Annotated in this window: 17 protein-coding genes; 6 read left to right on the top strand and 11 right to left on the bottom strand. The window is 72.3% G+C overall.

Annotated features, from left to right (window positions below):
* Positions 1–122: 122 nt before the first annotated feature.
* From ACQP10_RS07335 to ACQP10_RS07350, 4 genes are all read right to left on the bottom strand, one after another.
* Positions 123–812 carry an ABC transporter permease gene (locus tag ACQP10_RS07335; RefSeq protein WP_179819287.1) on the bottom strand — a complete coding sequence of 230 codons (690 nt, stop codon included), beginning with the start codon at positions 810–812 and terminating at the stop codon, positions 123–125.
* Positions 813–823: 11 nt separating this feature from the next.
* Positions 824–1,720: an ABC transporter ATP-binding protein gene (locus ACQP10_RS07340; RefSeq protein WP_433541099.1), complete on the bottom strand. Its 897-nt coding sequence runs from the start codon at positions 1,718–1,720 to the stop codon at positions 824–826.
* A 70-nt stretch (positions 1,721–1,790) separates the two neighbouring features.
* Positions 1,791–2,222 (bottom strand): NUDIX hydrolase, encoded by a 432-nt coding sequence (locus ACQP10_RS07345; RefSeq protein WP_346022028.1) that lies wholly within the window; start codon positions 2,220–2,222, stop codon positions 1,791–1,793.
* An 82-nt stretch (positions 2,223–2,304) separates the two neighbouring features.
* Positions 2,305–2,997: an HAD family hydrolase gene (locus tag ACQP10_RS07350; RefSeq protein ID WP_346022029.1), complete on the bottom strand. Its 693-nt coding sequence runs from the start codon at positions 2,995–2,997 to the stop codon at positions 2,305–2,307.
* A 415-nt stretch (positions 2,998–3,412) separates the two neighbouring features.
* On the opposite strand from ACQP10_RS07350, the gene ACQP10_RS07355 reads away from it, so the two are divergent.
* On the top strand, positions 3,413–4,090 hold the full coding sequence (locus ACQP10_RS07355) for a pyridoxamine 5'-phosphate oxidase family protein (RefSeq protein WP_346022030.1): 678 nt from the start codon (positions 3,413–3,415) through the stop codon (positions 4,088–4,090).
* A gap of 4 nt (positions 4,091–4,094) precedes the next feature.
* The gene (locus ACQP10_RS07360; protein WP_346022031.1) at positions 4,095–5,222 is read left to right on the top strand and encodes a globin domain-containing protein; all 1,128 of its coding nucleotides are present in this window, start codon (positions 4,095–4,097) and stop codon (positions 5,220–5,222) included.
* A gap of 41 nt (positions 5,223–5,263) precedes the next feature.
* Here the strand turns inward: ACQP10_RS07360 and ACQP10_RS07365 are convergent, their stop codons facing one another.
* The 3 genes from ACQP10_RS07365 to ACQP10_RS07375 form a co-directional block, all read right to left on the bottom strand.
* Positions 5,264–6,067: an MBL fold metallo-hydrolase gene (locus ACQP10_RS07365; protein WP_346022032.1), complete on the bottom strand. Its 804-nt coding sequence runs from the start codon at positions 6,065–6,067 to the stop codon at positions 5,264–5,266.
* Positions 6,068–6,200: 133 nt separating this feature from the next.
* Positions 6,201–7,094, bottom strand: a complete 894-nt coding sequence (locus ACQP10_RS07370; protein ID WP_179819280.1) for a serine/threonine-protein kinase — start codon at positions 7,092–7,094, stop codon at positions 6,201–6,203.
* A 28-nt stretch (positions 7,095–7,122) separates the two neighbouring features.
* On the bottom strand, positions 7,123–9,021 hold the full coding sequence (locus ACQP10_RS07375) for an N-6 DNA methylase (protein ID WP_346022033.1): 1,899 nt from the start codon (positions 9,019–9,021) through the stop codon (positions 7,123–7,125).
* A gap of 84 nt (positions 9,022–9,105) precedes the next feature.
* Here ACQP10_RS07375 and ACQP10_RS07380 point away from each other — a divergent pair, with 84 nt between their 5' ends.
* Positions 9,106–9,903, top strand: a complete 798-nt coding sequence (locus ACQP10_RS07380; RefSeq protein WP_346022034.1) for a PP2C family protein-serine/threonine phosphatase — start codon at positions 9,106–9,108, stop codon at positions 9,901–9,903.
* A gap of 89 nt (positions 9,904–9,992) precedes the next feature.
* Here the strand turns inward: ACQP10_RS07380 and ACQP10_RS07385 are convergent, their stop codons facing one another.
* Both ACQP10_RS07385 and ACQP10_RS07390 read right to left on the bottom strand, forming a co-directional pair.
* Complete coding sequence (locus tag ACQP10_RS07385; RefSeq protein WP_346022035.1) at positions 9,993–10,823, bottom strand: phosphoribosylaminoimidazolesuccinocarboxamide synthase; 831 nt, start codon at positions 10,821–10,823, stop codon at positions 9,993–9,995.
* Between the two features lie 453 nt (positions 10,824–11,276).
* Positions 11,277–12,038: a PP2C family protein-serine/threonine phosphatase gene (locus tag ACQP10_RS07390; protein ID WP_179819276.1), complete on the bottom strand. Its 762-nt coding sequence runs from the start codon at positions 12,036–12,038 to the stop codon at positions 11,277–11,279.
* Between the two features lie 209 nt (positions 12,039–12,247).
* Between ACQP10_RS07390 and ACQP10_RS07395 the strand changes: the two genes are divergently transcribed.
* The gene (locus tag ACQP10_RS07395; protein ID WP_376770495.1) at positions 12,248–13,864 is read left to right on the top strand and encodes a peptide chain release factor 3; all 1,617 of its coding nucleotides are present in this window, start codon (positions 12,248–12,250) and stop codon (positions 13,862–13,864) included.
* Positions 13,865–14,025: 161 nt separating this feature from the next.
* The gene (locus ACQP10_RS07400; protein WP_346022036.1) at positions 14,026–15,006 is read left to right on the top strand and encodes a Gfo/Idh/MocA family protein; all 981 of its coding nucleotides are present in this window, start codon (positions 14,026–14,028) and stop codon (positions 15,004–15,006) included.
* A gap of 618 nt (positions 15,007–15,624) precedes the next feature.
* Here the strand turns inward: ACQP10_RS07400 and ACQP10_RS07405 are convergent.
* Together ACQP10_RS07405 and ACQP10_RS07410 are read right to left on the bottom strand one after the other, a co-directional pair.
* Entirely contained in the window at positions 15,625–16,143 is a 519-nt protein-coding gene (locus tag ACQP10_RS07405; protein WP_399499877.1) for a GNAT family N-acetyltransferase, read from the bottom strand.
* A gap of 112 nt (positions 16,144–16,255) precedes the next feature.
* Positions 16,256–17,098, bottom strand: coding sequence for an SDR family oxidoreductase (locus ACQP10_RS07410; protein ID WP_433541100.1), 843 nt, complete (start codon positions 17,096–17,098; stop codon positions 16,256–16,258).
* Here ACQP10_RS07410 and ACQP10_RS07415 point away from each other — a divergent pair.
* Complete coding sequence (locus ACQP10_RS07415; protein ID WP_433541101.1) at positions 17,085–18,038, top strand: helix-turn-helix domain-containing protein; 954 nt, start codon at positions 17,085–17,087, stop codon at positions 18,036–18,038. The two genes, ACQP10_RS07410 and ACQP10_RS07415, sit on opposite strands and share 14 nt — an antisense overlap.
* Positions 18,039–18,066 lie beyond the last annotated feature (28 nt).

The raw sequence follows: 18,066 nt of genomic DNA on the forward strand, positions 1-18,066 counted from the left end.
GGCCCGCCGGGTCCAGCCGGCCGTTCCTCCGGGCGCGGCTCCGGATGCCGCCCCGGGCGTCACCGCGGTCGTCGTCCCGGGCACCGCCTCGGACGCCGCCCCGGGTGTCGTCTCCGGTGCGGTCACCCGTCCGAGCTCCAGCGCCGCCGCGCCAGCACCGCCGCGCCGGCCAGCGCCGTCCAGGCGGCCAGGACACCGGCCTGACCGAGTCCGGCGGATCGTCCGTCCCGGCCGCTCGCCGCGGCGTCGCCGTACAGCAGCAGGCTGTGGGACGGGGTGAGCTCGCGGACCCGCTGCCAGGCGCCGGGCAGGTCGCCCTGGCCGATCACGCCGCCGAGCGCGGCCAGGGCGAAGAAGACCACCACGATCCCGAGCTGGGCGGTCTTGCCGCGCAGCGTCAGCCCCAGGAACAGTCCCAGCAGGCAGAACGGCAGCGACCCGGCCAGCAGGACCCCGGCCAGCGCGGCCCACCGCGCGGGCGGCAGGTCGGCGTGGCCGACCAGGACGGCCGCCAGGCAGACGGCGAGGATGCCGGGCAGGGTCATCACGACGCCGAGCACGACGCGCCCGGCGAGCCACCGGGCGCCGCTCAGCGGGGTGACCCGCAGCTGCCGCAGCCAGCCCTGGGCGCGGTCGTCGGCGACCCCGCCGCCCGCGGCCATCAGCGCGCCGCCGGTCGCGGCGTAGACCGCCATCGCCACCAGGGCGGCGTCCGAGCCGCGTCCCCACATCAGGTAGAAACCCACCGGGACGGCCACCAGGAACACCAGGTACTTGACATTGCGCAGGGCGCGAACGAGTTCGAACCGCACGAGGGGCAACATTACGCGGCCTTTCCGGAAGACAGAAGGATCAGGGCTTCATCGAGGCCGGCGCCGGTCACCTCGAGGTCGCGCACCCCGCCGATCGCGGAGTAGAGGGCGCCCACGGTCCGGTCGGCGTCGTCGGTCCGCAGCTCCACCTGCCCGGCCCGGACGGTCACCTCCGTCACGCCCGGCAGGGCCAGCAGACGCTGCGGGTCGGGCTCGGCCAGCACGCAGCGGACGATCCGCCCGCCCGCCCGGGCCTTGACCGTCGCCGGGGCGGCGTCGGCGACCACCCGGCCGTGGCCGAGCACCACGACCCGGTCGGCGAACTGGTCGGCCTCCTCCAGGTAGTGGGTGGCGAACACGACCGTCGTGCCCTCGGTCTCCCGGCAGGCGCGGACCGCGTCCCAGAACTCGCGGCGGGCCTCGACGTCCATCGCCACGGTCGGCTCGTCGAGGAACAGCAGCTCCGGCCGTCCCGCGACCGCGATCGCGAAGCGGACCCGCTGGGCCTGCCCGCCCGACAGCGCGGTCGCCCGCCGCCCGGCCAGCTCGGTCAGCCCGGCCAGTTCGAGGACCTCGCCGACCCTTCGGCGCCCGCCGTACAGCCCGCAGGCCAATCGGACGATGTCGCGGACCGAGGCGCCGTCGGGCAGCCCGCCGCTCTGCAGCATCGCGCCGACCCGGCCCCGGGCGACCGCTCTGGCCGGGGAGCCGCCCAGGACGCCGACCCGCCCGCCGTCCGGGCGGACCAGCCCGAGCATCAGCGCCACCGCCGTGGACTTGCCCGCCCCGTTGTGGCCCAGCAGGGAGACCGTCTCCCCGCGCGCCACCGTGAAACCCGCCGCGTCAAGCGCCCGGACCTGGCCGTAGCGCTTGCTCACCTCGTGGAACTCGACCGCCGCTCTCTCCATGACGCCAACCCTAGGAATCGGCGTTTTCCCAGGTAAGTGGCGGTCATCGTGACTTCACCCCTGACGGTCGTCACAGGCGCCGGGAGGCCGCCCAGGCGGTGAAGAGCGCGAGGCTCCCGGGGAGCTGGGAGTGCGTCCGGTCCGGAAGCCGGCCGGGTGCGAACCAGCCCAGCTCGTCGAACTTGTGGGGCTCCCCGATGGCGACCTCGGCCGGGTCCACCCGGACCGCGAACACCACCGCCACCCAGTGCGAGGAGACCGGGTCCCCGCGCAGGACGTTCCGGACGCCGATCGTCTCGATCTCCAGCGCCGCCGCCGAGTACTCCTCGCGGACCTCGCGCGCGACGGCCGCCTCGAACGTCTCGCCGTACTCCAGCGCCCCGGCGCCGCAGTCCCAGGCGCCGGGCTCGTCCCGCGCCCCGGTGCCGCGCCGGGCCAGCAGCACCCGGCCGGTGCCGTCGTGGCAGACGAACACGCACGACACGGAGGGCTTCGGTGTCATGTCTCCCCGTTTCCCGGTCTTCAGGCGGAGGCCCGGCCGACGCAGCGCGGTGGCGGCGGGTGTCGGCGGGCGTCAGCGGACGTCAGAAGTGGTCGAGCAGCTCCGGGAACCTCCGCAGCCGCAGCACCCGGTCGTCGTCCGGGGCGAGGTCGGCCCGCTCCAGCACCCAGGTGTTGTCGTTGGGGATGAAGACGGCGTTCATGCCCGCCTGCCGGGCCGGCAGGATGTCCGACTTCGGGGAGTTGCCGATCATCCAGGTCGTCGCGGGCGTCAGGTCGTACCGCCGCACCAGCCCGCGGTAGACCTCCACGTCCTTCTCCGGGACGATGTGGACCTCGCGGAAGTGGTGCGCGAGCGCGGAGACCTCCAGCTTGCGCCGCTGCTCCTCCAGGTCGCCCTTGGTGAGCAGGAGCAGGTCGTGCCGGTCGCCGAGGGAGGCCAGGGTCTCGGAGACGCCCGGGATCAGCTCCACGCGGTGCTCGACGAGCGCCACCGCCAGCTCCTCGATCCGGCGGCGCTCCTCGGCGGTCGCCGGCCGCCGGTGCAGCCGTTCCAGGCATTCGCCGAGGCTGCGCAGGAAGACCTTGCTGCCGTAGCCGTGGGCGACCGCGTTCGCCGCCTCGATGTCGTCGAGGATGGCGCGGATCTCGGCCCGGTCGAGGGTCGGGTGCGCGAGCCAGCCCAGGAAGTCGTCGATGACCCGCTCGAACAGGACGTTGTTCTCCCAGAGCGTGTCGTCGGCGTCGAAGATGAGCACCTGCCCGGTGAGCCTCATGATCTTCTTCCCTCCCGAGGTCGCTGCCCGCCGGAGGCTATCAGCCGGTGGACGCGGACTTCATGTCCATTTCCGCCGGCCGTTTCCGCCCGTCCCGGTGCGCGCCGCCGTCGTCGTCGGTGGACCGTTCCCACCCGCCTCGCCACGCCTCTCCGCCGCTCCGGCACACCTCCGCCGCACCCCCGCGACGGCCGCCGTACGGCTCTGGAGTGCAGGTTCGGGCAAGAAAAGTGAGTATTAATCATGATTCGAAAAATCTGTGGAAATGTTGCAGAACTGTTTCGGGTGAGGCTGATGTGGTCTAGGCTCCATCGGTTATGTGGGGGGAAACATCCGGTTTGGTGCTTCATCGCCGGGCTCGGGTACCCGCCCGCGCCCTCTCACAGGCTTGTGGTCCGGGACCGAATGGAGAGACGTGACGACCCAGCATGTGCCGTACGACGGTCTGGATGATGGCGAGGGCCTGCCCGGCTCCCGCGGGGAGCACATCCTCCAGAAACTCTTCGACACCAGGGAGCGGGCGGAGCGGTTCTACGGTCGTCAGGTGGTCGACCGCCTGACGCCCCAGATGCGCGAGTTCGTGGCCCGGCAGCAGATGGCGTTCGTGGGCACCGCGGACGCCGCCGGAAACTGCGACACGACGTTCCGCTCGGGCCCGCCCGGGTTCGTGCGCGTGCTGGACGACACCCGGATGGTCTACCCGGAGTTCCGGGGCAACGGCGTGCTCGCCAGCATGGGGAACATCCTGGAGAACCCGCACATCAGCCTGCTGTTCGTCGACTTCTTCGATGACCTGGTGGGCCTGCACGTCAACGGCACGGCGAGCATCATGACCGCCTACGACGCCTCCCGCCGCTACGGGCTCAACGACGAGGACCAGACCGCGCCCGGCAGGAAGGCCGAGCGCTGGATCATGATCGAGGTCGAGGAGGCCTACATCCACTGCTCCAAGCACATCCCGCTGCTGGTCAGGCAGGACCGCCGGGAGCGCGTCGCGGAGGGGCGCAGGCCCGCCGGTGACGACTACTTCGGTGTCGGACGGATGAGGGGTGTGGGACTGAGCCGACATGAGGCGGGGAAACCGGTTGGGTGACGCCATGACCCTCGACATCCGACTCATCCGGGAAAGCTGGTCGCTCGTCGAGCCGGTGGCCGACCAGGTGACCCTGGACTTCTACAGCAGGCTCTTCGCCGAGAACCCCCGCATCCGCGAGCTGTTCCCGCCCGCGATGGACCTTCAGCGCGACCGCCTCTTCGGTGCGCTGACGCAGGTGGTGCTCAACCTGGAGGACACCGAGGGGGTGCGGGAGTATCTCGGTCAGCTCGCCCGTGACCACCGCAAATACGGAGTCCGGCCCGAACACTACCCGGCGCTCGGGAACTGCCTGATCGCGGCGATGCGGGCGGGCTCCCGCGGCCTCTGGCAGCCCGCCTACGACCAGGCCTGGGCGGCCGCCTACGGCTTCATCGCCGAGGTGATGATCCAGGCGGCCGATCAGGACGCGGTCACCGCCCCGCCCGCCTGGATCGGCACGGTGGTCGGGCACGAGATGCGCACCCCCGACATCGCCGTCCTCACCGTCGAGCCCAACCACCCGTACCCGTTCCGGGCGGGTCAGTACACCACCGTGCAGACCGCGCTGTGGCCTCGGGTGTGGCGCGCGTACTCGATCGCGAACGCCCCCCGCCACGACAACAGGATCGTCCTGCATGTGCGGACCGTACCCGGCGGGTGGGTCAGCACGGCGCTGGTCAAGCACACCCGCCCGGGGGACACCATCCTGCTGGGCCCGCCCAGGGGCACCCTGTCGCTGGAACAGGCCACCACCTCCCACCTGGTCTTCATCGCCGGAGGCACGGGCCTCGCGCCGCTCAAGGCGCTCATCGAGGAGTCGGTGTGGATGCCCGAGCGCCCCGCCATCGACCTCTTCCACGGCGTGCGGCGCACCGTCGACGCCTACGACACCGAGGCCCTGAACAACCTGCGCATGCAGCACCGGCGCCTGCGGATCGTGCAGGCGGTCTCCGACGAGCCGGGACCGGGGTACGGCCAGACCGCCATCGACGCCCTGGAGTACCACCGGATCATCCCGTCCGGCGACGTCTTCGTGTGCGGATCGCAGCAGATGGTGCGCGTGACCTCGGACCGGCTGGTCCGCCTCGGCGTCCCGGCCGGGCGCATCCACACCGAGTACACCCCGGACGCGCCGGTCCCCGTGGGCTGACGGCCCCGAACGCCGCCCGCGGGCGGGCGGCGTCCGGCGGGCTATCCGCCCAGCCGGCCCAGGGCGGTCAGCGTGGTGTCCTCGGGGTAGGGCGAGCGCCGTACGGCCTCCTCGCGGCTCATCCGGCCCGCGGCCACCTCCCGGCAGAGCCCGGCGACCGCCTCGATCTCGGCGTGCTGGGCGGTGACGAACGCCCGGTCCACCGGATCGCCGTGCCCCGGCACCACGACGGCGTCCCCGGCCAGGCCGAGCAGCCCGCCGAGGGTGTCCGGCCACTCCAGGGGGAAGGCGTCGGCGTAGGCCGGCGGCGCGCCGTTCTCCACCAGGTCGCCGGCGAACACCACGCCGGCGTCCGGGACCGCGATCACCAGGTCGCACCGCGAGTGCCCGCGTCCCAGGTACGACAGGACGGCGCGGCGGCCACCGGCCGTCACCTCGGCCCGGTCGGTCACCAGGCGGTCCGGCAGCACGATCTCCGTCTTCTCGATGTCGGCGGCCACGTCGGGCCGGCCCTGCCCGCGGTAGCGCCGTGCCCACGTCTCCTTCGTCTCGGCGCCGTCGGCGACCAGGTCGGCGTGGCAGTCCTCGTGGGCCCAGACGGGGCACTCCATGAACGGCCGGGTGCCGAAGGAGTGGTCGAAGTGGGCGTGGGTGAGCACCACGGTCCACGGGTCGCGGGTGATCCGGCGCACCTCCGCGGCCAGCTCGGCGCCCTGCCGCTCGTCGCCCCGGGTGTCGATCACCAGGCAGCCGCCGTCGCCCAGGACCAGCCCCACCGACAGGTCCAGCTCGGCGTACCGGCGCACCAGCACCCGGTCCGCCACCTCGATCCAGCGTCCTTCCATGGAGGGATTATCCTCCCGACCCGACCCGCGGCGCACTTCCGGACCGGACCCGGCGGCGCGCTCCGGAACCCGCGGTGTCGCCGGGTGTGACGCGCTGCCGGGTGAGGACGCGGCGTCGGGTGCGGACGCGCTGTCAGGCGAGGACGCGGCCGACCATCCGGGCGTACATCCGGCCCGGGCTGGGCACCGACGCCTCGTGGAGGAAGCCGGGGAGCATCGGCAGGTTCACCGCGAAGGGCTGCAGGCGCTCGTACAGGGCCTCGGCGCACGCGGGACGTCGCTCGGGGTCCTTGGCCAGGAGCTCGGCCAGCAGGCCGTTCAGCGCGGCGGGCACGCCCGGCACGTCCGGCGGCAGCTCGTTGACCTGCCGCTCGAACACGGCGTACTCGGTGACGCCGGTGAACAGCTGCCGCCCGGTCAGCATCTCGTGGATCACGCAGCCCAGCGCGTACAGGTCGCTGCGCGGCCCGGACAGGCCGCGCTGGATCTGCTCGGGGGCCATGTAGGCCGGGGTGCCGAGGATCTGGCCGATCCGGGTGAACTGCGACGAGCCCGACTCGCGGACCATGGCGAGGCCGAAGTCGAGGACCTTGACGCTGCCGTCCGGGCAGAGCATCAGGTTGGTGGGCTTCAGGTCGCGGTGGTAGATCGACAGGGCGTGGGCGGCCGCCAGCACCGCGCACGCCTGGGCGGCGATCGCGGCGGCCCACGGCACCGGGAGCGGGCCGTGCTCGCTGACCAGGTCGGCGACGGTCACCCCCTCGATGAACTGCATCACCTGGAACAGCCGCTGGTCGAAGGTGCCGAAGTCGTACAGGACCGGGGCGCCGGGGTGCTCCAGCTTCGCCAGGATGCGCGCCTCCCGCAGGAAACGCCGGGTCAGCTCCTCGTCCGGGCCGGTGAGGAAGCGCAGGATCTTGACGGCGACCCGGCGGTCGAGGTGCTCGTCGTGGCCGCCGTAGACGGCGCCCATGCCGCCCTGCCCCAGGGGAAGGTCGTCGAGTACGTACCGGTCACCGATGACCATCCGACCCTCCCGAGGACTCCCAGGGACATCACACCCCTTGGTCGCACGGTCGGAGATGACCGTCAACCAGTCCGTCAAAGCCTAGCCGGATCAGCGTTTCCCCCAGCGCGGTCGTCTCACGCACCCGGTCCTCCAGCGCGAACAGCTCCCGGAACGCCGCACCGTAGCGCCGCTGGTCGGCGAGGGGGAGCACCGGCACCCGGGCCCGCCGTACGTCCAGCCGGCTGAAGCCGGGATGTGACCTGTTCGTGTCGGCCGAGCGGATGAAGCCCGCCACGAAGTCGGGGTCGAGCCGCTCGGGGTCCACCCGGTAGAGCGTGAGCTGCGGCCCCAGCGCCGCGCCGCTCCGCCTCATCACCCGGACCACGCCCAGGACGCTCGTCACGATGTCCCCGGCCCTGATCATGACCAGGTCCGGGTCTAGGGTGGTCCCGCCCGTGGGGGCGGAGCCCACGGCCGTGTCACCGGCCGTCAGGACCGGTAGGGGACCCTCCTCGGCCGGCATCCTGGCCGGGGCCTGCAGGATCGTGACCAGCCCCGCCTTGGCCAGCTCCCCGACGGTGGTGGCCGGCAGGTCCTGCCGCTCGGCGAGCACCTCCAGCGCCGGGGGCGCGTCCGGCAGCGTGGCCGACGCGCCGCGGAAGCGGTCCAGCGCGTCGGTGAAGTCCCGCAGGAAGTCCGGCCCGCCCTGCTGGGGGCGGCGCCGGGTCGGGCTGACGTCCACCTCCTCGTCGAGCAGGTCGATGATCCGCACGCTGCGGCCGTCGCCCGGCGGCTCCGCCTCCGGGTCCCGCAGGTGGGCCCGCCAGGCGGGCTCCACGACCGACAGGTCCTCGGAGGCGTCGAGGAGCAGGAGCCTCGACGGGGGCCGCCCGCCGTCCGGGCGGCGCAGCAGCCACAGGTCCGGCCCGGCCGCGCCCAGCGTCACCACGGCCCGCAGCGCGCCGGCGCGCAGCAGGTTGGCCCGGATCCGCCGGCCGGGACGGCGGGACGCCGCGGCCGGCGGCATCAGGATCGCCACCGGCCCGCCCGGCCTCACATGGGCCAGGCAGTGCTGCACCCAGGCCAGCTCGCCCTCCCCGCGGGGCGGCAGGCCGTACTCCCAGCGGGGATCGCCGGTCAGCTCGCCGTACCCCCAGGCGCGCTCGTTGAACGGAGGGTCGCAGACCACCGCGTCGGCCTGCCTGCCGGCCAGGCCGTCCTCCCGCAGGGAGTCGCCGGCCACGATCCGGGCGTCGGCGCCGCGCAGCAGCAGCCGGACGGCGGCGATCAGGGCGTTCGTCGCGTCGGCCTCCTGGCCGAGCGCGGAACCGGCACGCAGCAGGAGGGTCCCGACGCCGCAGGCCGGGTCCAGGACCGTGCCCCGTCCCCGGCCCGCCAGCCGCCACATCAGGTCGGCCACGTCGTCCCGGGTGACCGCGAGCCGGCGGGAGTGGGCCTCGGCGTAGCGCTCGCACAGGAACTCGAACGTGGCGAGCGGACCGCGTTCGGCGGCCAGCTCCGCGACCAGCCCGAGAAGGCCGGGGTCATCGGGCGGGGCGATCGGGGCGCCGGGGAGATCGGCCGTGGCGGCGGCCACGGCGTCCGCCGTCCGCGTGCCGCGCCCCGGCCAGGCGCCCGGCTCGCGCCGCAGGAACAGCAGGAAGGCGCCGATCCGGCCCACCAACTCGCCCAGGCGCAGGTCGTCGGCCGAGGTGCGCAGCCGCTGCCACACCAGGTCGCCGAGGGAGACCTCGAACGGCTTGCCGTTGCGGCGCAGCCACGCGGCGACCTCCGGCAGCGAGAAAAGTGGGCTGGATGTGGTTCCGGCGACCGGACGGGGGAAGTCGTCGTGGCGGCGGCGCCAGTTGCTGACCGCGGCACGGCCGACGGAGGCGAGCCGGGCGATGTCGCCCGCGTTCACCGTGATGTCCTGGCTCTCCTCCATGCCGAACAACAGTAGTTCACGTCGCTGAAGCGGTCTACAACATGTTTGCTTGTGAAGTGCTTCAACCAATGCTTTACTGCCTTCATGGCACTCAACCAAGCGTTGGCGCTGCGCTACGCCGCTCGATCCGATGTCGGCGTCCGCCGCGAGGCGAACGAGGATTCCGGATACGCGAGCGCCCGCCTGCTCGCCATCGCCGACGGCATGGGAGGTCACGCGGGCGGCGAGGTGGCCAGCTCCCTGGCGGTCAGGGCCATGGCGGCGCTGGACGAGAGGCTCCCGGCCGGCGGCGTCGACCTCGTGGCGGCGCTCAAGAGCACGGCCACCGAGGTCAACCACACGCTGCATGACATGAGCGAGCAGGACCCCACCCTGCGCGGGATGGGCACCACCCTCACCGCCATGCTCTGGGACGGCCCGAACTTCGCCCTCGCCCACGTCGGCGACTCCCGCGCCTACATGCTGCGCGACAGCGCCCTCTACCAGATCACCCACGACCACACCCTGGTCCAGTCGCTGGTGGACGAGGGTCGCATCACCGAGGAGCAGGCCGCCGAGCACCCGCGCCGATCCATGGTGCTGCGGGTCCTGGAGGGCACCGGAGACGGCGAGCTGGACCTGTCGCTGCGCGAGGCCCAGCCCGGTGACCGCTACCTGCTGTGCTCCGACGGCCTGACCGGCGTGGTCGGCCCGGAGACCCTGTTCAACACGCTGACCGAGATCGACGACCCGGCCGAGGCCGTACGGTGGCTCATCGACCTGGCCAACCGGGGCGGCGGCCCCGACAACATCACCTGCATCGTGGCCGACTACGGCCAGCACCCGCCGTCGGCCGACCGGTTCGTGGTGGGCGCCGCCGCCGAGGGGCGGCTCACCCACTGACCGCCGCGGGCCCCGCCGCGGTGGCGGGGCCGCGCCGCGGTCGCGTCACGACCGCGCGGCGCCCGGGACCGGCCCGCCCGGCCCGCGCGTCACCACGTCTCGCCGGTGATGCGCTCGTACGCCTCGACGTAACGGGCCCGGGTGGCCTCGACGACCTCGGCGGGCACCTCGGGAGCGGGCTCCTTCTTGTCCCAGCCGGTGCCGGTCGCCCAGTCGCGGACGTACTGCTTGTCGAAGGAGGGCTGCGACCGGCCCGGCTCCCACTGATCGGCGGGCCAGAAACGCGAGGAGTCCGGCGTCAGCAACTCGTCGCCGAGGGTGAGCGTGCCGTCGGCCGCCCGGCCCAGCTCGATCTTGGTGTCGGCGATGACGACACCCCGCCCGGCGGCCAGCTCGGCCCCCCGGCGGTAGACCTCCAGCGTGATCCGCCGGAGCTCCTCGGCGGTCTCCGCGCCCACCCGCTCGACCACGCCCCCGAAGGAGATCGGCTCGTCGTGCTGCCCGAGCGGCGCCTTGGTGCTCGGGGTGAAGATCGGCTCGGGCAGCCTGGAGCCGTCCACCAGGCCCGGCGGCAGCGACACGCCGGAGACCGAACCGTGCTCGCGGTACTCCGTCAGCCCGCCGCCGGTGAGGTAGCCCCGGGCGACGCACTCGACCGGCAGCATGTCCAGCCTCCGGCACCGGATGGCCCGGCCGGCGAACTCGGCGGGGACGTCGGTGGCGGAGACGACGTGGTTCGGCACGACGTCGGCGAGTCGCTCGAACCACCACAGCGAGAGCTGCGTGAGGACCTTCCCCTTGTCGGGGATGGGCGTCGGGAGGATCACGTCGTAGACCGACACCCGGTCGGACGCCACGAGGATGATGTCCCCGCGGTCCTCGTAGACGTCCCGGACCTTCCCTGAGTGGAGAAGCTTCACCGTTTTCCCTGCTCTCACGTGCCGTCGTGTCGCCGTATACCGGGCGGCAACAGACTAATGGGCACGCGCCGGCGCGGTGGACGCGGCCGGGCGGTGCGGGGACGCGGCGGGGATGCGGCGGGGACGCGGTGAGGCGGCGCGGGGGCGCGGCGGGGAGGGTCAGGCGGGGCGCGTGATCATGTAGGCCAGGCCGACCAGGATCACGACGGGGATCAGCCAGACGATGGCCTCGATGGCGAATTCCTTGTACATGGGCGCGCGTCCTTCCGGGGGTGGCGAGCGGCGAGAAGCACGGGAAACCGACGATAGCGTCTGCGCCGCGTCACGGCCAGGACGCGCGGCCCCGCCGTACGGCGCGTCCCCCGCGGAGGGGGAGCCGTACGGGGGGACGCCTCAGGAGGGGACGGCCGCGTCGGCGGTCACGGGCGTGTCGGAGCCGTACGGCGGGGCCCCTCAGGAGGGGACGGCCGCGCCGACCGTCACGGGCGTGTCGGAGCCCGGCCCCTCGACCACGTCGGCGACCACGCAGGTGATGTTGTCCGGGCCGCCCGCCTCGCAGGCCAGCTCGATCAGCCGGCGGGTCACCTCGTCCAGGTCGTCGACCTCGGCGAGCACCTGGCGCAGCCGTTCGGCCTCCACCACCCCGGAGAGGCCGTCGGAGCACAGCAGGTAGCGGTCGCCGACCTCGGCGTCGCGCAGGGACAGGTCGGGGTCGGGGTTGTCGCCGCCGTCGAGGACCTGGAGCAGGATCGACCGGTGCGGGTGCCTGGCGGCCTCCTCGGCGGTGATCCGGCCGTCGTCCATCAGCGTCTGTACCAGGGTGTGGTCATAGGTGATCTGGTACAGGTCGCCGTCACGGAGCAGGTAGGCGCGGGAGTCGCCGATGTGGGCGAGCGCCACCCGCGGGCCGTCCCACAGCATCAGCGTCAGCGTGGTGCCCATGCCGGTGAGGCTCGGGTCCTCCTCCACCAGCTCCCGCAGACGCTGGTTCGCCTGGCGGACCCCGGCCTCGGCCGTGGCCACGAGATCGTCCGGCTGCTCCCGGTCGAGGGCCGCGACCGCGGTGATGGCCGCCGCGCTGGCGACCTCCCCGCCCACGTGGCCGCCCATTCCGTCGGCGACGGCGAGCAGCCGGGCACCGGCGTACGCCGCGTCCTCATTACCCTGGCGGACCCGGCCGACATCGGAGCCCGCCGCATAACGAAGCGTGATCATCTGCACATCACTGAAAGGTCGAGTTGCACGAGCGGGTCGCTTTCCGGGCAGTCGGGACGGGCATGGGGCGAACCATGGTGTTCCACAATCCACCGAACACCATGGTGACGCAAGCGGCCGGAGGAAGTGTTGCCACATCTGTTGACGGCCGCGCTGCACGTAAGCTGTTCCAGTGCCCTTCCGAAGCGTTTCCGAACGGGCCGGCCCCCATCTCACCCCCAGCACGGCGAGGAGAACAGCAATTGACCGCGATCATTGAGGAGGCGGCGCGGCGTCGCACGTTCGCGGTGATCAGCCATCCCGACGCCGGAAAGTCCACCATGACCGAGGCGCTGGCGCTGCACGCGTCGGCGATCACCGAGGCCGGAGCGGTGCACGGCAAGGCCGGCCGCCGCGGCGTCACCTCCGACTGGATGGACATGGAGAAGGCCCGCGGCATCTCCATCACCTCGGCCGCCCTCCGGTTCGAGTACCGGGGCCACATGTTCAACCTCGTCGACACCCCCGGCCACGCCGACTTCTCTGAGGACACCTACCGGGTGCTGGCCGCCGTCGACTGCGCGGTCATGCTGCTCGACGCCGCCAAGGGCATGGAGCCGCAGACGCTGAAGCTGTTCGAGGTCTGCCGCCACCGCCGCATCCCCGTCATCACGTTCGTCAACAAGTGGGACCGCCCCGGCCGCGAGGCGCTGGAGCTGCTGGACGAGATCGAGGAGAAGACCGGCCTGCGGCCCACCCCGATCACCTGGCCGATCGGCACCGGCGGGTTCTTCCACGGGGTGATCGACCGCGTCGCCGACCGGGCGGTCCGCTACACCCGCACCCCCGGCGGCGCCACCAAGGCCATCGAGACCGACCTGACCCCCGAGCAGGCCGAGGCCGAGCTGGGCGACGACTGGACCCGGGCCAGCGACGAGGTCGAGCTGCTGGGCGCGATCGGCGCCGACCACGACCAGAAGGCGTTCGAGGGCCACGAGTCCACCCCGGTGCTGTTCGGCGCCGCCCTGAACAACTTCGGCGTCGGCCGCCTGCTCGACGCGATGGTCGACATCGCCCCCGCCCCGGCGCCGCGGCCCGACGCCAAGGACGTCCCGCGTCCCCTTGAGGAGCCGTTCTCCGGACTGGTCTTCAAGGTGCAGGCCAACATGGACCCCTCGCACCGCGACCGGATCGCGTTCGTCCGCGTCTGCTCGGGACGCTTCGAGCGCGGCATGGTGCTGACCCACGCCGCGACCGGGCGCCCCTTCGCCACCAAGTACGCCCAGGCGGTCTTCGGCCAGGAACGCGCCACCATCGACGAGGCATACCCCGGCGACGTCGTCGGCCTGGTGAACGCCACCGCCCTGCGCCCCGGCGACACCCTCTACGACGGCCCGTCGGTCGAGTTCCCGAAGATCCCGAGCTTCGCGCCCGAGCACTTCTGGACCGCCCGCTGCCGCGACGCGGGCCGGGCCAAGCAGTTCCGCAAGGGCATCGAGCAGATGGAGGCCGAAGGGGTCGTCCAGGTGCTGCGCTCCGAGATCCGCGGCGACCAGTCGCCGGTCCTGGCGGCGGTCGGCCCGATGCAGTTCGACGTGGTGAAGCACCGGCTGGCCGGGGAGTTCAACACCGAGATCGCGCTGGACCGGCTCGACTTCAGCCTCGCCCGGATCACCGACGCCGAGTCGGCGCCGATCCTCGCCCGGCAGCGGGGTGTGGAGGTCTTCACGCGCTCCATCGACGGGGAGCTGCTGGCGCTGTTCACCGACGAGTGGCGGATGCGCGGCGTGCTGCGCGACCATCCGAACCTGGTGCTCAAGGCGCTGCTCGCCGACACCCGGGGCTGAGCTTCTCGCGGCGGGCCCGCCGTACGGGGGAGTCTTCTCCGTACGGCGGGCCTCCTTGTGCGGCGGGCTTCTCCGTACGGCGGGCTCTTGCGTACGGCGGGTTTTTTCGCCGGAAGGTAGGGCGTGGTGTGGCGTAGCCGTACATGGTGGGATATGTCGCCATGAGCACCATCAGATGGGGCATCCTCGCGACCGGCGGGATCGCGGCCACGTTCACCGGAGACCTGAAGCTGCTGCCGGACGCCGAGGTGGTGGCGGTCGGATCACGGACCGTGGAGTCCGCCCGGGCGTTCGCCGACCGGCACGGCATCCCCCGCGCCCACGGAAGCTGGGCCGAACTCGCCGCCGACCCCGACGTGGACATCGTCTACGTCGCCAACACCCAGAACGCCCACTATGACGCCGTGCTGACCTGCCTGAACGCGGGCAAGGCCGTACTGTGCGAGAAGGCGTTCACGCTCAACCGCGTCCAGGCCGCCAAGCTGGTGGACCTCGCCCGCGAGCGCGGGCTGTTCCTCATGGAGGCCATGTGGACGCGCTGCGTCCCGGGCGTCCGGAAGATCGTGGAACTGGTCGAGGACGGCGCGATCGGCCCGGTCTCCGCCGTCCACGCCGACTTCGGGATCCTCGCCTCCGTCGGCCCCGAGCACCGGCTCCGCGACCCGGCGCAGGGCGGGGGAGCCCTCCTCGACCTCGGCGTCTACCCCGTCTCCTTCGCCCACCTCCTGCTCGGCGACCCCGCCGAGGTCCGGGCCTGGGCCCGGCTGACCCCCGAGGGCGTGGACGAGAACACCGGCATGGTCCTCGGCTACGACAGCGGCGCGGTGGCGGTGCTGTCCTGCGGCATCACCGCCGCCACCCCGGTCACCGCGACCATCTCCGGCCCGCTCGGCCGGATCGAGGTGCCCGGACCGTTCTTCCGGCCCGACACCTTCGTCCTGCACCGCCCGGAAGCCGAACCGGAGACCTTCCACGTCCCCTACGAGGGGTCGGGCATGCTGCACGAGGCCGCCGAGGCCATGCGCTGCCTGCGCGAGGGACTGCTGGAGAGCCCTCTGGTGCCCTGGCAGACGACGCTGGACGTGATGGGCGTCATGGACGAGGTCCGTGCCCAGGTGGGGGTGCGCTTCCCGGGCGAATGACCGGCTCAGGCCGTCCGCGTTTCCCGTAGGGCTGAGCGGGGCTCTCAGCGTTGCGGGGGTTTCCCGTGTGGCCGGACGGGTCGTTCGGCGGCTCCCATCGCGGGCGCTTCTCCGGATCGGGCAGGTCTGCGCTCGCCGGGCTGGTCGGGTGCGCGCGCTGCGGTGGGTGGGTGTTCCGGCCGGCGTTGTGGCTGGGCTCTGGTTCCGACCGGCCTCCGGCCTGGCCTCGGGCGCGGTGGTCTCCGGCGTTTTGAAGCCGGCCGGAACACCCACCCACCTCCGCGCCAAGACCGCTTCGGTCGTACGGCCCGCTCGCCGTAGTCGCTCTCTTGCGGGCCGCCCATGGTTCCCGCCGTCGCTGAAGCGACCCGTTGCCCCCGGCCCAGGGCGAGCCGCCGTGGCCTTGCGGCCACACTGGCAGGGGAGAGCGCAGGGCCGAGCGCCGTAGCCGCTCACTTTCGGACCGCTCACGGTCCTCGTCGTAGCCGACCCCTCGGGTCGCTCATGGAGTCCGCCGTGGTCGGTTACCTCTCGGGGCGCTCATGGTATCGCCGTGGGGTGTGAAGCAACTTCCCGCAGGGATCAAGAAAGCGGAGAGGAAGCGGGGTGAGGGGGCTTTCAGAGCTTCTTGCGCATGACCGTGCAGGGGCGGCCGTGCTGGAGGTCCGGGCGGTGGTCGAGGACCTCATAACCCAGGGCGCTCCAGAAGGAGAGGCCCTTGGTGTTGGCGTCGAGTACGGCGAGGCGGACCGCCGTCCGGCCCGCCGCCCGGAAGCGCTCCTCCACGGCGCCCGTCAGCGCCCGGCCGTACCCCGAGCGGTGCATCCGGCCGTCGATCAGCAGCAGGCCGATCCACGGGTCCGGGTCGGCCGGGTTCGGGTGGTGCGCCAGAGTGATCGCGATGCCCGCGAGCGGTCCACCGGCCTCCGTACGGCAGAGCAGCACCTCGGTGTCCGGGTTCACCAGCTCTTCGGAGAGCGAGGCCGAGATCTGCTCCGGCCGGATGTCGTCGGGGTCGGGGAAGTCGCCGCTGATGGCGAAGAACTCACGGTTGGCGGAGTGGAGGGCGGTCAGCTCGGTGAGCAGCGGCTCCGGAAGCACGCCGTCTCGGGGGGTGGCGAGTGGCTTGATGATCACGAGCAGGCAGCCTACCGACCGTCGGTCAGGCGCCGCCCGGCGTCGGCCGTCAGCTTCTCCGGCGATCCGGTGTCCACTCCGGAGCGAAGGAGCCAGGGAACGGGGCTCAGGGTCAGCTCGTGACGAAGGCGTCCAGGTGGTCCAGGACCCAGGTGCCGAAGTCGGTGGGTGGGCGTCCGAGGGCGCGTTCGACTCCGTCGGTCAGGATGGCGTTGCCGCCGTCCCGGATGATCCTGATGCCCCTGAGCCTGCTCTCCACCATCTCGCCGTCCATTCCGGAGGCGAGCATCTGCTCGCGCACCACGTCGAGCGGAACGTCAACGGTCTTGATCGTGCGCCCCAGCGCCGTCTCCAGCCGAGCTATCTGGTCGGCGAAGCTCAGCAGCTCCGGGCCGGTCAGCGTGTAGGTCTGTCCTTCGTGCTTCGCCGAGACGAGAGCCTCCACCGCGATCTCGGCGATGTCGCGCGGGTCGATGACCCCCTGCGCCGCGGTTCCCGTCATGTTCGGCACGGGCTCGTCGGCGCGCACCGCCGCGGCCCATCGCAGCACGTTGCCGGCGAAGGCGGACGGCCGCAACAACGTCCAGCTCATGCCGCCGGCGCGCACCGCCTGCTCTCCGGTCCGATGCCAGTGGTCGTCCGTGGCATCGGCCCCGATCGACGAGAGCTTCACCACCTTGCGTACCCCGGCTGATCGGGCCGCGGCCAGCACCGCCAGGTCGTACCGTTCGGTGGACGGCCCACCCGGAGCCACCAGGAAGACGCCGTCGACCCCGGATACAGCTCTCTCCAGCGACGCCGGATCGTCGAAGTCGCCCGCCACGACCTCGACGCCGGGCGGTGTCCGGGCACGTGAGGGGTCTCGTGTCAACGCGCGGGCCGCCTCGCCGCGCGCCGCGATCCGCCGGAGGACCTCACTGCCGATGGTGCCGGTGGCACCGGTGATCAGGATCATGCCCCCGACCTTGCCGCGCGTCGTCCCGGATCGGATAGGAGATTCCGGCACCGAGCACATGGCGGGGTCGTTCGTTCCGACGGCGGATAGCGTGAAGCACGTGAATGCGGCATGGGGTCACGAGATACCCGTTCCAGATGCTCTGCGGCCCTGGGTGTCCGATGTCCGGGGTGTGACCGCCGATGCTGACCAAGGAGTCCTGACGCATCCGCCGGAGGCTTCCACGGCACTTGTGTTCCGCGTACTGGACGACCGGCACGGTGACCTGATGGTCGTCGGCCCTCGTACCCATGCCCGGTACCACCGAGGCAAGCACGTGCCCTTCGGCATTCGGCTCCGTATCCGGCCGAGCCGGGCTTCGCTGCTGCTGGGTGTGCCGGTCGGCGAGCTTGTCGACCAAGCCGTTCCGTTACGGGATCTCTGGGGAGCACCGGGTGATCGCCTGGCTCATGAGCTGGCCGGACTCGGCTCCGATCACATGTCGGTCCTCAAGCGGATCGAGGCGGAGTTTCTGGCCCGCATCTCCCTCGCGACACCGGGCGACCTGTCGCGAAGCGACCTCGTTCAGGCCGCGATCGCAGGACTGTCCACGAGCACCGGTGCGCGACCCGAGCCGGTACCCGCCATCGCACGACGGCTCGGCATCAGCGAGCGCCACCTGCGTGATCTCTTCAACGGAGCGGTCGGCGTGTCACCGAAGCGCTTCGCGCGCATCGATCGGCTGCGAACCGTGCTCGCTCGTGCCCGTACCGGTTCGTGGGCCAGGCTCGCCGTCGAAGCGGGTTACTACGACCAGTCGCACCTGACAGGAGAGTTTCGCGAAGCGATGGGAGTGCCTCCCGGCTCGTTCGTCACCGGACACCTGCCCACCCCTACTCCGTGCGGGGCCTCACGCCCCCTCGGTCCTTCCGGGGGACGCCGTACGATCCCTGCCCCTTGAGCGGCTGACGGCATGACCGCCGGGGGCA

This window comes from Streptosporangium sandarakinum (assembly GCF_050942225.1).
Classification (GTDB): Bacteria; Actinomycetota; Actinomycetes; order Streptosporangiales; family Streptosporangiaceae; genus Streptosporangium; species Streptosporangium nondiastaticum.

Excerpts from the sequence above, each read along its gene's own strand:
- ACQP10_RS07340 (WP_433541099.1), bottom strand. The coding sequence starts at position 1,720 with ATGGAGAGAGCGGCGGTCGAGTTCCACGAGGTGAGCAAGCGCTACGGC.
- ACQP10_RS07345 (WP_346022028.1), bottom strand. The coding sequence starts at position 2,222 with ATGACACCGAAGCCCTCCGTGTCGTGCGTGTTCGTCTGCCACGACGGC.
- ACQP10_RS07350 (WP_346022029.1), bottom strand. The coding sequence starts at position 2,997 with ATGAGGCTCACCGGGCAGGTGCTCATCTTCGACGCCGACGACACGCTC.
- ACQP10_RS07360 (WP_346022031.1), top strand. The coding sequence starts at position 4,095 with ATGACCCTCGACATCCGACTCATCCGGGAAAGCTGGTCGCTCGTCGAG.
- ACQP10_RS07365 (WP_346022032.1), bottom strand. The coding sequence starts at position 6,067 with ATGGAAGGACGCTGGATCGAGGTGGCGGACCGGGTGCTGGTGCGCCGG.
- ACQP10_RS07370 (WP_179819280.1), bottom strand. The coding sequence starts at position 7,094 with ATGGTCATCGGTGACCGGTACGTACTCGACGACCTTCCCCTGGGGCAG.
- ACQP10_RS07375 (WP_346022033.1), bottom strand. The coding sequence starts at position 9,021 with ATGGAGGAGAGCCAGGACATCACGGTGAACGCGGGCGACATCGCCCGG.
- ACQP10_RS07380 (WP_346022034.1), top strand. The coding sequence starts at position 9,106 with ATGGCACTCAACCAAGCGTTGGCGCTGCGCTACGCCGCTCGATCCGAT.
- ACQP10_RS07390 (WP_179819276.1), bottom strand. The coding sequence starts at position 12,038 with ATGATCACGCTTCGTTATGCGGCGGGCTCCGATGTCGGCCGGGTCCGC.
- ACQP10_RS07400 (WP_346022036.1), top strand. The coding sequence starts at position 14,026 with ATGAGCACCATCAGATGGGGCATCCTCGCGACCGGCGGGATCGCGGCC.
- ACQP10_RS07410 (WP_433541100.1), bottom strand. The coding sequence starts at position 17,098 with ATGATCCTGATCACCGGTGCCACCGGCACCATCGGCAGTGAGGTCCTC.